Annotated in this window: 13 protein-coding genes, 2 tRNA genes and 1 pseudogene; 6 read left to right on the top strand and 10 right to left on the bottom strand. The window is 35.1% G+C overall.

Annotated elements, in window-relative coordinates; translation table 11 throughout:
* Nucleotides 1-85 precede the first annotated feature (85 nt).
* The 9 genes from HF197_RS00200 to HF197_RS00165 all read right to left on the bottom strand — a co-directional run bounded on the left by HF197_RS00200 (nt 86) and on the right by HF197_RS00165 (nt 6,961).
* Nucleotides 86-1,252 carry a DEAD/DEAH box helicase family protein gene (locus HF197_RS00200; RefSeq protein WP_168463805.1) on the bottom strand — a complete coding sequence of 389 codons (1,167 nt, stop codon included), beginning with the start codon at nt 1,250-1,252 and terminating at the stop codon, nt 86-88.
* 184 nt (nt 1,253-1,436) lie between these two features.
* Nucleotides 1,437-1,513: transfer RNA gene (locus HF197_RS00195), tRNA-Ile, on the bottom strand.
* Complete coding sequence (gene rpmA / locus HF197_RS00190; protein ID WP_168463804.1) at nt 1,491-1,766, bottom strand: 50S ribosomal protein L27; 276 nt, start codon at nt 1,764-1,766, stop codon at nt 1,491-1,493. The genes HF197_RS00195 and rpmA overlap by 23 nt, the downstream gene beginning before the upstream one ends.
* A 10-nt stretch (nt 1,767-1,776) precedes the next feature.
* A complete protein-coding gene (gene rplU / locus HF197_RS00185; protein WP_168463803.1) occupies nt 1,777-2,055 on the bottom strand; it encodes a 50S ribosomal protein L21 in 279 nt (92 codons plus the stop codon).
* Between the two features lie 52 nt (nt 2,056-2,107).
* Nucleotides 2,108-4,156 carry an NADH-quinone oxidoreductase subunit NuoG gene (nuoG, locus tag HF197_RS00180; protein ID WP_168463802.1) on the bottom strand — a complete coding sequence of 683 codons (2,049 nt, stop codon included), beginning with the start codon at nt 4,154-4,156 and terminating at the stop codon, nt 2,108-2,110.
* A 10-nt stretch (nt 4,157-4,166) separates the two neighbouring features.
* A complete protein-coding gene (locus tag HF197_RS00175) occupies nt 4,167-4,370 on the bottom strand; it encodes a hypothetical protein (RefSeq protein ID WP_168463801.1) in 204 nt (67 codons plus the stop codon).
* Between the two features lie 91 nt (nt 4,371-4,461).
* Nucleotides 4,462-5,151: a hypothetical protein gene (locus HF197_RS00170; protein WP_168463800.1), complete on the bottom strand. Its 690-nt coding sequence runs from the start codon at nt 5,149-5,151 to the stop codon at nt 4,462-4,464.
* A gap of 62 nt (nt 5,152-5,213) precedes the next feature.
* Complete coding sequence (locus tag HF197_RS07385) at nt 5,214-5,468, bottom strand: hypothetical protein (protein ID WP_246168500.1); 255 nt, start codon at nt 5,466-5,468, stop codon at nt 5,214-5,216.
* 2 nt (nt 5,469-5,470) lie between these two features.
* A complete protein-coding gene (locus tag HF197_RS00165; RefSeq protein ID WP_246168498.1) occupies nt 5,471-6,961 on the bottom strand; it encodes an ABC transporter ATP-binding protein in 1,491 nt (496 codons plus the stop codon).
* A 132-nt stretch (nt 6,962-7,093) separates the two neighbouring features.
* On the opposite strand from HF197_RS00165, the gene HF197_RS07615 reads away from it, so the two are divergent.
* The 4 genes and pseudogenes from HF197_RS07615 to HF197_RS07520 all read left to right on the top strand — a co-directional run bounded on the left by HF197_RS07615 (nt 7,094) and on the right by HF197_RS07520 (nt 10,583).
* Nucleotides 7,094-7,858: a DnaJ domain-containing protein gene (locus HF197_RS07615; protein ID WP_369800011.1), complete on the top strand. Its 765-nt coding sequence runs from the start codon at nt 7,094-7,096 to the stop codon at nt 7,856-7,858.
* 130 nt (nt 7,859-7,988) lie between these two features.
* Nucleotides 7,989-9,349 (top strand): annotated as a pseudogene (gene tnpC, locus HF197_RS00155) (IS66 family transposase).
* Between the two features lie 138 nt (nt 9,350-9,487).
* Nucleotides 9,488-10,444, top strand: a complete 957-nt coding sequence (locus HF197_RS00150) for an IS5 family transposase (protein ID WP_168463799.1) — start codon at nt 9,488-9,490, stop codon at nt 10,442-10,444.
* A gap of 7 nt (nt 10,445-10,451) precedes the next feature.
* Nucleotides 10,452-10,583 carry a hypothetical protein gene (locus HF197_RS07520; RefSeq protein ID WP_256359337.1) on the top strand — a complete coding sequence of 44 codons (132 nt, stop codon included), beginning with the start codon at nt 10,452-10,454 and terminating at the stop codon, nt 10,581-10,583.
* A gap of 28 nt (nt 10,584-10,611) precedes the next feature.
* Here HF197_RS07520 and HF197_RS00145 read toward each other — a convergent pair whose 3' ends face one another.
* Complete coding sequence (locus HF197_RS00145; protein WP_168463798.1) at nt 10,612-11,838, bottom strand: metallophosphoesterase family protein; 1,227 nt, start codon at nt 11,836-11,838, stop codon at nt 10,612-10,614.
* A 186-nt stretch (nt 11,839-12,024) separates the two neighbouring features.
* On the opposite strand from HF197_RS00145, the gene HF197_RS00140 reads away from it, so the two are divergent.
* Both HF197_RS00140 and HF197_RS00135 read left to right on the top strand, forming a co-directional pair.
* Nucleotides 12,025-12,111 (top strand) — tRNA-Leu (locus HF197_RS00140).
* A 15-nt stretch (nt 12,112-12,126) separates the two neighbouring features.
* Nucleotides 12,127-13,203: a GTP cyclohydrolase II gene (locus HF197_RS00135; RefSeq protein ID WP_168464846.1), complete on the top strand. Its 1,077-nt coding sequence runs from the start codon at nt 12,127-12,129 to the stop codon at nt 13,201-13,203.
* Nucleotides 13,204-13,236: the final 33 nt, after the last annotated feature.

Below are 13,236 nucleotides of genomic sequence, written 5' to 3'. Positions count from 1 at the left end.
TCATGCTTATTATTGGCTGCTTCTTTATTTGCAATAATTAGCCCTTTTTTATTTATTGAGCTGTCTATAGAATTACTGACAATATCTAAAAATTGCCCTGATGATAATTTTTAAATTTTTGTTGTAATGAGTTACCAATGATTGAATGAGTGATTTCATCTTGTAAAACATATTCTTGTGCTGGGGAAATGTAATTCTCGCTTTTTGCACTTCTACTATCTTTTTCTTGAAGAGTTAATTGCTCAATTATTTTATAAAAAACTTTAAGCGATTTTCCAATTCCAAGCTTTACTCTTTCTTTTGGAGAAAGTAATATCTGCTTTTTTATTCCAAACTTTTCGCTTAAAAATGAATCTGGTGTTGCGCTAGAATAAACGATTGGATTATGACGTGCAACTTCAATGCCACGTACCATTTGCACAGCATTTCTTTTAAGTTCTGGAGCTTCATCAATGATAATTAATGCTAATTCCCCATTTTCGCCGTATTTACTATTTAGTATACTCCACTTTGCATCAAGCGCCTCCTCGAATGTTGTAGTTGCATACTGAGTATTATGTTCAGAAAGAGTTTGCCCAAACTCTAGAGCAATCTCATCTGGCAAAAATGCCTTCTCAAAATTATTCGACTGAACCCTCAACATTTCATTTGGAACTAAAGTTATGCAGGGGATATTTGCAAGGTAGCACCAAAATTTTAAAAGTGCTATATCACCAGTCTTTCCTGAACCAGTTGCTATATTATTTGCTAATCTCAGCTTTTCCTGAAGAGATATTTCTTGGTCATTCAATATTTCTATAATTTTATAAAAATTAGCAAAGCGCAAAGCAAATGGAACTTTTTTATTAGATCCACCAATTTTTAAATCTTGTGACCTAAATTCATCATGCAAACCAGCTGCAAAGCTCAGGTTATTACTGTTATCTCTCTCAAAAGAAACTTCACTATTTGCCCATAGAGCAATAACATCTTCATTAGTATATTCTTGTACCTCTTTAACTTCCTGAACTTCTGGTTTAGTATATTCACCCAGAACTTTGAGTTTACCATCTTCAGTAATATTAACTGTATATAGCTTATCATTTATTTTAAACTCTGTTTGAGTTTTACGATCACCAACCGCTTCCGAAATTACATCTCGTAATGATTTTCCTCCATCATCCTTAAGCTCATTTAATTTATATAGCAGCAGGTAACTGTTATATACCGCTTTTGCGGACTCATGTAGGTCTAATTTTGATTCGTCTATCATATTCTCCTTTGAATTAGCTGTTTATATAATTTTAACTAAAATTTTAACTTTTGTCAAGATTTTTAAAGTTTTTTAGCAAAAACTCAACTCCCTCTTTATCATACGTACAGGGGTGAAAATTAGGCTAATATAGCAAGCTTCAGCTACATTAGATTTGATATGAAAAATAACTTATTATGGTAAATGGTGGGTCTGGGAAGAGTTGAACCTCCGACCTCACGCTTATCAGGCGTGCGCTCTAACCACCTGAGCTACAGACCCTTGTTTCTGTAGGTATAACATCAATAAAAGTCTTTTTATTTACTGACTTTCTAAAGTTGACCCAACCTTCTATTTTAGCAAAAATCGTGTGATCTTTACCAATACCAACATTTTTTCCAGGATGAAACTTCGTTCCTCTTTGGCGCACAATTATATTACCAGGAATAACCTTACCATTCTTTTTTATCCCTAGCCTACGGCCTATCGAATCTCTTCCGTTACAGGAGCTACCACCTGATTTCTTAGTTGCCATATCTTATCCCTTACTTTTTAATACTAATAATACGAAGAACAGTAATATACTGCCTATGACCAGCCTTTCTGCGGTAATTCTTTCTTCTTTTCTTTTTGAAAATTATGACTTTCTCTCCTCTGCACTGCTTAAGTACTTCAGCTTTAACAACAGCGTTAGTGTTTGAAGCATAAACTATGTTATCAAATTTTACTTCTGTTCCTTGCTCAACTTCTAACTTCTCAACTTTTATCACACTACCTTCTTGTACAAGATACTGCTTCCCACCAGTCTCAATTACTGCAAACATTATATATAAATATTATTATTAACTTTAATCGTAAACGATATCATATATACTGTCAAGCGCCACTTGCACAAAAAGCCTTAGTGCAATCTGCCATTATTTTTGAGGCTCGGCTTATTGAGTCTGTCATATAGAAATTAACTTCTTTTAAAGTAAAAGGTGTATTGATTAAGCTTACCCCATCAACACTAATTGGCACCCATTTATTTTTGACCACTTGATCAGCTTTTCTAAATTGTGGGCCGATAGTATCCAATTTTTTTCTCACATCAGATAAACTATCATACGGCAAAAACAGATCTAAATGTTGAGATAAGTTCTTAATGATTAGCCAGTCTTCTTTTGCTTCACCTGGAGGAAGTGTGGCTAAATTTGTTCTTTGCACTCGACCTTCAGTGTTTACATAAGTTGCATATTTTTCTGTATATGTACTACCAGGAAAAATAACATCTGCAACGTGCGCACCCTTATCACCATGATGACCTTGATAAATCACAAACGTATTCTCTAGCCTTGTTGTATCGATTTCATCAGCACCAAGAAGATAAACAACTTCTATCTCACCACTTTTTGCTTTTTCTAGTATTTGAAAAGTGTTTTTTCCATCTTTCTTAGGAACGAACCCAATATCAAGGCCTCCAACCCGTGCTGCAGCTTTATGCAATACATTAAAGCCATTCCAATCATCTCTAATCATGTTAAACCTTTCCGCAATTTGGCCAGCTAGAGCTATAACTGACTCAGCATCATATCTGATTAGTGCGTCCTGACCGATGATTAGCATAGGGTTCTTAGCGCTACTCAAGACCTCACAAAATTTATGAATTCCGTTCGCTATTTCACTTAAAACACCAGGATCATCACCTAACTTTTCAACGTGGTATAAATACTCAATATCAGGACCAATGCTTGCAACAGAGAAGCTACCCTGCAAGTATCTCTTTCTCATACGCGCATTAATAATTGGTGCTTCTACTCTTGGATTCGTATTAATCAACAAGCATAAATCTGCATTCTCTATACCTTCAATAGTGGTATTAAATACATATGATCCACGATTATTTTGTATAAATTTTGTACCATCCTGCCTACAGTCTATATTTCCCGAACCAAGCTTTTGCATCAATCCTTTCAAAAGAAGCATTGATTCGCAATCTACTAAATCACCAGCAATTGCAGCTATTTTATTTGGCTTTGTGTTCTTTATTTTTCTTGCAGCAACAGTTAGTGCTTCATTCCAGTCAGTTGAAACTAATCTTCCATCTTTTTTTACATAAGGACGATCAAGACGCTGCAATTTTAATCCATCATAAGAAAAACGCGTTTTATCTGATATCCACTCTTCATTAATTTCCTCATTTAGTCTTGGCAGTATCCTCATAACTTCCGGACCTCGATAATCGACCCTAATTGCACTACCAACAGCATCAAGCACATCTATAGTCTCACAATGCAATAACTCCCATGGACGCGCTGTGAACGAATAAGGTTTTGAGGTTAAAGCTCCAACTGGGCAGAGATCTATAATATTTCCAGATAGTTCAGAGTCAATATGTCTCCTTATATATGTACTAATCTCTACATTTTCTCCACGTCCAATGCCACCAAGCTCATTTGTACCTGCAACGTCAGATAAAAACCTCACACATCGAGTACAATGAATACACCGATTCATTGCAGTTTCAATCAGTGGACCAAAATGTTTTTTTGGTACTGCTCTTTTATGATCAGCAAATCTACTAACCCCCTTTCCATAGGACATTGTGATATCTTGTAAATCACACTCGCCACCCTGGTCACAAATCGGACAGTCAAGCGGATGATTCATTAGTAAGAACTCAAGCACACCTTCACGTGCCTTTTTAACTTTAGGAGTATCAGTGTGAATAACCATATTTTCTGCAACTGGCATTGCACAAGAAGCAACAGGCTTTGGAGGCCCGCCTTCTACTTCAACTAAGCACATTCTGCAGTTACCAGCAATTGCCAGACGCTCGTGATAACAAAAACGCGGGATTTCAACTCCCACAACTTCACATGCTTGAATAATAGTAAGCCCTGGTTCTACTTTATATTCTTGAGAATTGATAGTAATTTTAACCACAACTACCTAACTATATAGCTTCCCATTTGATAGGATCACCAGTTGTTTCATCTTCAACCAAATTGCCATTATCATACTGGGCAGACATATAATTCATACGTGAATCACGGTCTATATACCTTACAGGCTTAACTGGCTTATCTTTATACATTTTTTGCTCAGCTTTTTTACGCTGGGTAGGGTTATTTTTACTAGCCGTCTTTGCTGTCGCCATACAAACTTCTAAAAACTATCCTTTTATTTTAATACTTGAAACACATAGCGTCAATACTTAAATCAAGCTCTATTTTCACCCCAACTTCTGTTTACCCTGCTTTTGCCGGAGAAGGTGTGTGTTTCCCGATTATCACATTGCTTAAAAGAGAAAGTGTACATTCATAGACTGTTATATCTTTTCTTTCCGGGTTACCTTTTATAAAGAAATCACTTGAGAAATCTTGTACAGTCAAGTTAGATTTTTCTCTATTTTGGTACTCAGTAACCTTATATTCATGCCAACCAGGCTGTTCTTCTTTAACATATTCAAGCACAACCGCTTTCTTTCCAGTCTTACTTAGTACTATGCAACCACCTGAATATCTTTTATCAAGTAGCGCATATCCTTCTTCTACTTTTTTTATTTCGTGCTTTTCTGGATGCTCTGCTTTACTCAAGATTTCTAACTTGAGATTATTCTCACCCATCTCTTTAGAGTTTTTATGCTTGTTATAAAGCACACAAATGACTAATGCTGTAACTACAATTGCAAAAGCCAGAGCAAAATAAAATAAAAAATTCACTTCAGGAGTTATGCCTTCAATTTTGATAAATTGTGCCCACTTTGGTACTATTTTTGCACATTTAGTTAGCTTGCCGCTGTCAAATGATAAAAATGCGATTAACCCACCCATTAACATGAAAGGCGCAAATATTGTGATAGAGATAAGTATATCCGTGCCAACATTCTTTGCTTTCAAACGTCTATTTTTGGAATTTATTTTAGCTTTTATGTCCATAACTTATATTTTAAAATAGTGAATGACGTGAAGATATCATATGCGATTCACTTGTTAATAGTTTAATGCTTTAATTTTCTTTTATTTTGCTGTGCATCCCACAGTGTTTTATACAAACCATTTCTTGAAAGAAGCTCTTGGTGTTTCCCATTTTCCACAATTTTACCTTGATCAAACACTAAAATGCGATCCATATGTAGAAGTGTAGATAGGCGATGAGCGATTACTATCGTAGTTTTATCCTGCATTAACTCCCACAAGGACTTTTGTATATCGCTTTCTGTTAAAGAATCAAGTTGCGATGTTGCTTCATCCATAATCAAAATAGGGGAGTTTTTAAAATAGCTCTGGCAATTGCAATACGCTGCCTTTGTCCACCTGAAAGTTTGACGCCTCTTTCTCCAACCATCGATTCATAACCCTGAGGCAACTTTTCAATAAACTCATGAGCATGTGCTCGTTTTGCAGCTTCTATAACCCCCTCATCACTAGCATCTGCACTTCCATAGCGAATATTTTCCATAAGAGTTCTATGAAAAAGCGATGGATCCTGCGGAATCATACTAATATTTTTACGTAAAGAATCTTGAGTTACATCACTAATATCTTGACCATCAATTAAGATTTTTCCAGATTGCACATCATAAAGCCGAAGGATCAGATTCACAAATGTTGATTTTCCACCACCAGAATATCCTATCAATCCTACCTTTTGACCGGATTTGATAATTATGGATTTATCTTCAAATATTGGCTCTGTGCCTTTATAATGAAAATGAACTTTATCAAAGTTAATTTTCCCTTCTTTAATAACCAAATCTGTTGCATTTGGCTTATCCTGCACTTCAGGAGTTACCAAGATTATCTTTAGTCCTTTGATAATCCTTCCCCATATCTTCACAAACTGCGAAAAATTTCTCGTTAAAAGCCAAAGAAAGCTAGCTATTGTAGAGTTAATCCCCATCACAAGAGCAAAATCCCCTATGGTTATTATACCTTGCTGCTTACCTTTAATTAAAAAGTACAAATTACACCCTTGCATGATTACATATGAAAATCCATAAGCACAGAAAATCCAAAAATAAATCCAATGGATTCTCTGCTCCATCGCAGCATCTTCTTTACAAACAGCCCTTAAAGAAGCTCTTTCAGTGCTATTTCTTGCAAATAATCTGACAGATAAAATATTTGAAAATACGTCTACGATCTTACCTGCAATTGTTGATCCATATTCTGACCAAATGGCTGAAAGGCGCGTCAACTTCTTTACAAAAGTTAGGGATAAAATGATGAAAGACCCTAACCAAGCCAACATAGCAATAGCAAAACTTACATTCACTGTCCATAGCGTGTAAATTGCAATGCCGAGCGCCAAGAGCTGAAAAAGAAAAATTTCTAATATAAGTTGTATAACTTTTGGGATATTATCTACTAAATTATTTACTTTATTTGCAAGGCTACCTGCAAAATTATTTTGATAGTAATGATTACTTTGTCCAAGGAGTACTTCAAAACTTGAGTCATTAATTTTTCTGCGAAGATTTGGAACAAGTGAAATATCCATAAGATAATCATACAACCTATGAATGCATGCCATTAAAAATAAGATCACAATATAAGATACAACAGGGATAGCCAAATACTCAAAATCAGATGATACGGCAATACAATCCAAAATGATTTTCACCATGTATGGGTTGAAAGATTGATCAATTGCCCAAACTAAAGGCACAAGAGATATAAAAATCACTTGCCATTTAAATGAGCTTAGCATTTTTAAAATGAAGTATATAACTTGTTTTGCTGTCATATTTTTATCCAGTCAATACTAGAAAATAATAGCTAACAATCTCCGCAGTAAAAAGTTATTTCCTTACCACTTTTTAGTTGCTTTCAACATAACTTAATGTATTATAGATATATATTATATGGTATAAATTAGGTGAAGGGTTATTTAGATAGGAATAGGTATTATTGTGATAAACGTCTGCGTGACTTATTTTCAAAATGGAAAATTCCTGAAGAAGAATTAATAGGTAAGGAATTTTCTAAAATATATGGAGTAATTAACAAGTATTATAGGAAGCTAGCACTAAAGTGCCATCCCGACAAGGCAAAAAGTGAAAAAGAAAAACAAATTTTAGGAGAAAAATTCAAAGAACTGACAGAAGAGAAAAAAAGGCTAGAGCAGCATGTCCAAGCTCTAAAAGAAGGAAAAGATCCTAGTACATATGCACGACAATCTGAAGCAGAAAAGCGGCGCATGCAAAGAGAAATTAACAAGCTATTATTATACAGAAATAAGCTTATCAAAAGAACTGTTTTTCTTTTCATATGTACATACATATTTTTGAATCCAGAAGACAAAGTTTTGTTTTCTTTATCTAAGCTCGCTGCCGGTAGTGCTGCACAAAGTGCTGCTTATCAACTTTATATGTTTAGCATAAACATTTGGCCGTGGCTATTTTTAGCACTAATCGTAAACGCAATCTTCTTTACAAGAGAACAAATGCACTCACAAGAACTGCACAGTGATATAGTACTAAAAAAGTTAAACACGCTGTATGCTATCGACAATACCATTATTTGTGTTTCAGCTATGGTTGCTCTATCCAGCGTTGTAGTAGAGTTGATTAAAAATAATCATTGGCCAGATTTTGGTACAGTATCCATTCAGGGGTATGGCTTAAGAAGCAATAGCCAGTAGGTTTTGAAAAGGATTTAACTTCTTTTGCCTCCAAGTCAAGTACAATGAAATGTATCCATTCAGCCGGGCGGTAAAATAAAGAGTAGACAAGGAATGCTAAAAAGGTAAACTAGAGTGGCTGTGAGGTAATATGGTTGATCTTTTAGAATTTTGCGAAAGTTTAAGCAGACTATAGAAAAGTTAGAAACAAAAATAGAAGAGCTTAAAGCAGAAAATAAAGCGCTAAGGATCGAAAACGCTGAGTTAAAAGAAAGGCTTGGCTTAAGTTCAAAAAATTCATCTATACCAAGCTCCAAAGAATTATATAAGATGAGGGAAAATAAGCCAAAAAGTGACAGGAAAGTAGGAGCACAGGTTGGACATAAAGGCAGTTACCGCCCTAAAATGGAGGCAGATGAGATGGTAAAAATAGAACTGCCCAATACGTGTGAGTGCGGAGGAGAAATTGCGGTATCAAAAGATCCGTATACTCATCAAAAGGTCGATTTGCCGGAAATCAAGCCGTATGTAGTTGAATATCAACTAGAGCATGGACGTTGCAAAAGATGTGGAAAAAGAAAAAGTAGCAAGCTACAAGAAGGAGTAACTGCGGACACATTTGGTCCAAGAGTTAAGTCAGTAATTGCAGCATTAAGTGGATTTTACAAGAATTCGAAAAAAGAAGTGGCAAATATTATAAAGGACATTTTCAACCTGGATATCAGCGTCGGTAGTGTATCAAATAGCGAGGCTAGAGTGGCAGAAAAATGCCAAGAAGCATATGAGCAAATTGAGGAAGAGGTAAGCAAGAGCAAAATTTTACATATCGATGAAACTAGCCATTACAACAAAGGTAAACAGGGCTGGTGCTGGATGTTTGCGAGCAAAATAGGAAGTGTGATCAAATTGACAGAGTCAAGAGGGATGAAAGTCCTGGAAAATAGTAAATTTGGAAAGAATAACAACCTAGTAGTGACCGACAGATATGCAGCTTACAACTACTTTTCCAGCAAGAAAAGGCAGGTCTGTTGGGCACATTTAGCAAGAGATTTTGAAAGGTTGTCTCATAGTTGGAATAGCGAAGTGAAAGTTTTGGGGTATTATTTAAGGAATGTTGCTACTGAATTATTTGCATTGAAAAAAGCTCTGTTAAAGGATGAAATAGACACATTAAGGTTCATAAGAAGAGCAAGAAAATTATGCAAGCGAACGAGATATTACTTAAAGAATATATCAAATTTACCCGAGGCAATTGGAGCGTCTCGAGTAGCAAAAAATATCATGAAATCGGATCTGATGATGTGGAAATTTTTGGACGATCCAGAAAATATTCCACTGACAAACAACTATGCTGAGCAACAGATTCGGCATTACGTTGTTTACCGAAAAGTTTCATATTTTACACAATCGAAACGGGGAAATATGTTTCTTGAGAGGATAATTTCATTGTACTTGACTTGGAGGCAAAAGAAGTTAAATCCTTTTCAAAACCTACTGGCTATTGCTTCTTAAGCCATATACCTGAATGGATACTTGGTACAACATTAATTATCAATGTGGGGTGGCTTTGTTGCATAGCTAAAGTAAAAAGAACTGGGAGTTACTGATGAAATTCATTATAAACAGGCATTTAACCGACAAAGGAAAAATATGCCAGTCAAAATGAAAGTCAGTAACTGCTACGAATATAACAAATTTCTCCAAGAAAGAGGAAATATTTTTTATTACGTCAACGATGCCATAGAAAATTGGTACGAAAAAAGTCCCAAAATGACCGGTGGCAACAATATTTATAGTGATAAAGTCGTAATTCTAATTCACATAATAACTTATTTGTTTAGAATAGGCCTAAGACAAACGGTGGGGTTTATAGCGGGATACCTTGAGCAAATAGGAAAAAATTTGCAAGTTATCAGCTATTCCCAGGCTTCCAGAAGATTCAAAAAGCTTAACTTAAAAATTAATGATCGAAGACATGATAAAAACAGTATGGAAAATATTGAGATCGCCATAGATAGCACTGGAATAAGCATCTACAATAATATTCCAGGCCATAGTAAGGCAAACGGTACAGATAGAAAGTACCGTGGCTATAAGCAAACAAGAAAATTGCATGTAATGCTGGAGATAGGTAGCAAAAAAGTCATAGCTGCAAAATACAGTAGTGGAGTTTATTCTGACCACTATGGAGCCTGTGATCTTATTGCAAGGGCTAATGCTAAATACAATATAAGCACACTATATGCAGACAGAGCATATAATCGAAAGAAGTTATACAAATTGTGCAATGAGCTTGGCATAAAGACAAAAATTCCTCTGCAAAACAATGCAGTGGAGCATCCAAAGCTGGATTATATGGCTGAGAGAAATTCTACAATCAAGCTCATAAAGTCATATGGTGAAGATGGTATGAAGAAGTGGAAAAAAGAGATAAATTATGGGAAGAGATCTTATATAGAAAGTTTTTTCTCGCGACTGAAGCAAACATTTGGGTTTAGTTTTAGGAACAAATCTGAGATTAACCGTAAGAAAGAAATGCTACTCAAGTGTTATTTGCTGAACAAATTTACTGAAATAGGCATGGCTAAATTTGAGATAGCTTCATGAATTTATTATGCATTGCCTCCTATCCAAAGAGCGATGCAACAAAGCCAATCCCAATCCAGAGCTTAAGTCGATATTGAAATCTACTTCTGTGGAAAATATCGGCGACGAAAAGTCAGAAAAGGTGCAACCTTCACTTTAAAATATAATCGAAGTCATTCCAACTGCACTCACTGAAGTTTAAAATCTTCAGTAAGTTTTGCAGAATGCATTTTTTGGTTATCTTGATCGTAGAAAGTAAATTCATGATTATCCAAGTCTAATATTGCAAAACCAAAGCCGAAGAAGTTTTTAACTTCGCTTGCTAAGTAGCTTTTACCATTTGAGTAGTTAAACTCTACATTGTTATAAACAGGCTCCTGATCTTGAGCGTGTAGTAATGCACCGCCGTTGCCAATTATAATTTGATCTGGAGCGTTTTCCATGAGCAAGATCTGAGCTATATGAATATGACCAGAAACTATAGCAGTAACATTGCTAGGGAATTTATCGCCGAAAGCCTCGATTTGTGCGAAGTGACCATGATTTCGTAGTGTTAGAAATTTCTTTTTTGGTAATCTCCACAGAGGTCTGTGTGTTAAAAACCACGTGGGTTTATCTTGTGTTAATCTATTAAACTCTCTTCTAAAGGCGTCAACTTCACTTTGAGTTGCGAAAATATCTTCACCAGACGAGGAGTCAAATGTAAAAAAACTTATTGGCCCAGCATCTAAAGACCAACTGGAAACGAAATTCTCGCATTTTGGTGAAAATGGATATGAATCTAAATATCTAAACCATCCCTCATGAGCTCGATCGCAACTTTCATGATTTCCACGCACAAAAAGAAAAGGAGTTCGCCGTAAAATATCCTTAGCAGGCTCAAACCAGTCGGCATACCAGGCTTCTTTGTTATATCCATAAATATTACCGCATTTTTTGGCGTTTCTACATTTTGTTTTTCTATAATGATAATCACCAACGTGAATAATTAAATCTGGTTCGTGAAGCGCAATTGAGTCTAGATTTTTTTTTAAGGGCCAGCTATCTACTGAGTTACATTCTTGCTGGAATAACATATTTACTCTGCAACCTGTGTCGCCGATAAAGGCAATTTTGTTGATTTTTTCAGGTAGCACAGGAATTTGTATATTATTGATACTCACATCTTTTGTGCCTGCGTCGGCCAATAACTCACAAACTATTTCATTATTATTAATCAGGCCACGACCTGACATTTCAGCTTTTTTGCCATCAATAGAAGCTATAGGGCACGCTTCGCCCTCTATAATTGCACGTACACTTAATTTATTTTCAGGAATAACTTGAGACCATGTGTATAATATTTCTGCGTGAGCAGAATAAAGGCTAGTTATGAAAGATAAAACTAAAAAGGTAAAGACTCTCACTATATTCATTTCTATAGAAATCTAATTCAAAAATTAATAAAAATTTTATTTTAAATAATTAAAACTCATGATCATAAAATTCATTATAAAGGAAATCCTTTAATTATCATAGTATCAGGTTGACACTTTGGGTGAAAAATCCTAGAATAATTAAGTAATTTAAAATACTTATATAAAAAGTGGAATATATAAAATGCGGCCATGGTGGAATTGGTAGACACGCAGCGTTGAGGTCGCTGTGGCTCAACGGCCTTGGAAGTTCAAGTCTTCTTGGCCGCACCAGTTGATATGAATGAAATGTTAATAAAAAATCAAAATGGAAATAAAGTAGAAAGAGCAATTGGTGAAATCAGGCGAGGTTTACCAGTTGTAGCGTATAATAAAAGCAATTATCTATTGTTTGCTGCTGTTGAGATTTTAGAACGAGAATTATTTGATCAATTTCAGCTCATTTCAAACAATTTATATATCACTTTAACTGCAAGTAAAATGCAGCATATAACTCAAGGTAAAGAACGTAGTAGTAAACGTTTACTGATAGATGATTTTGATAAATTGTACCGTTTAATAAGTTGCTTAGAAGAATTTAACGTAAAAGAACTGCAATGCTCTGAGGAAATCGATGAATATGCTATTTCCTTGCTTAAATTATCGGAATTACTGCCATTTGCATTAGTAGTTGATATGACTTTTAAAAACAAACGTGAAATGCAAAGTTGGTGCAAGGAAAATGATATTATTGCGCTCGACGCCTCACTCGTAAGCGGTTTTCAACAAGATCAGAGTATATATGAAGTATGCAGAACACCTCTATTTTTAAAGCAGACTCAAAAAGCGAATATAGTATCTTATAGAACTTATAATGGTAGAAAAGAGCATTATGCAATTATAGTAGGTAATCCGGATAAAGAGCCATTAGTGAGAATCCACTCTTCGTGTTATACGGGAGATTTGCTAGATAGTTTGTCGTGTGATTGCAGAAGTCAATTACATCAAGCAATTCAAGCGATGATTGATGCGGGAGGAGGTGTTATATTATACTTGATGCAGGATGGAAGAGGTATAGGTTTAACTAACAAACTCAGGGCATACAACATGCAGCAAGAACATATCATGGATACTGTAGATGCAAATAAGATATTGGGTTTTGAGGATGATGAGAGGAGCTTTGCTGTTGCAGCAGAGATGCTTAAGAAATTAAATATTAAAAAAATACAATTACTTACTAATAATGATAGGAAATCATTAGAGTTGGAAAGTAATGGTATAGAGGTTACAAAATGCTTACCACTTATTGTGGAACGTAATGAATATAATGATTTCTATATGGAAACAAAGTTTGGTAAGCTTGGCCATAGATTAAGGGTTTTTTAGCTTTTTTGTTGTAACTACTTTGTTAATTTGCTA

Origin of the sequence: Wolbachia endosymbiont of Ctenocephalides felis wCfeT, assembly GCF_012277295.1 — a bacterium.
In the GTDB taxonomy this organism is placed as follows: domain Bacteria; phylum Pseudomonadota; class Alphaproteobacteria; order Rickettsiales; family Anaplasmataceae; genus Wolbachia.
The sequence above is the reverse complement of the archived record's forward strand: the minus strand, read 5'-3'. Positions and strand labels throughout refer to the sequence as shown.

Bases quoted from the DNA above. Each gene is read 5' to 3' on its own strand.
- HF197_RS00150 (WP_168463799.1), top strand. From the start codon at position 9,488: ATGCCAGTCAAAATGAAAGTCAGTAACTGCTACGAATATAACAAATTT.
- HF197_RS00135 (WP_168464846.1), top strand. From the start codon at position 12,127: ATGTTAATAAAAAATCAAAATGGAAATAAAGTAGAAAGAGCAATTGGT.
- HF197_RS07385 (WP_246168500.1), bottom strand. From the start codon at position 5,468: ATGGATGAAGCAACATCGCAACTTGATTCTTTAACAGAAAGCGATATA.
- HF197_RS00145 (WP_168463798.1), bottom strand. From the start codon at position 11,838: ATGAATATAGTGAGAGTCTTTACCTTTTTAGTTTTATCTTTCATAACT.
- rplU (WP_168463803.1), bottom strand. From the start codon at position 2,055: ATGTTTGCAGTAATTGAGACTGGTGGGAAGCAGTATCTTGTACAAGAA.
- HF197_RS00175 (WP_168463801.1), bottom strand. From the start codon at position 4,370: ATGGCGACAGCAAAGACGGCTAGTAAAAATAACCCTACCCAGCGTAAA.
- HF197_RS07520 (WP_256359337.1), top strand. From the start codon at position 10,452: ATGCATTGCCTCCTATCCAAAGAGCGATGCAACAAAGCCAATCCCAAT.
- HF197_RS00170 (WP_168463800.1), bottom strand. From the start codon at position 5,151: ATGGACATAAAAGCTAAAATAAATTCCAAAAATAGACGTTTGAAAGCA.
- HF197_RS00200 (WP_168463805.1), bottom strand. From the start codon at position 1,252: ATGATAGACGAATCAAAATTAGACCTACATGAGTCCGCAAAAGCGGTA.
- rpmA (WP_168463804.1), bottom strand. From the start codon at position 1,766: ATGGCAACTAAGAAATCAGGTGGTAGCTCCTGTAACGGAAGAGATTCG.
- HF197_RS00165 (WP_246168498.1), bottom strand. From the start codon at position 6,961: ATGACAGCAAAACAAGTTATATACTTCATTTTAAAAATGCTAAGCTCA.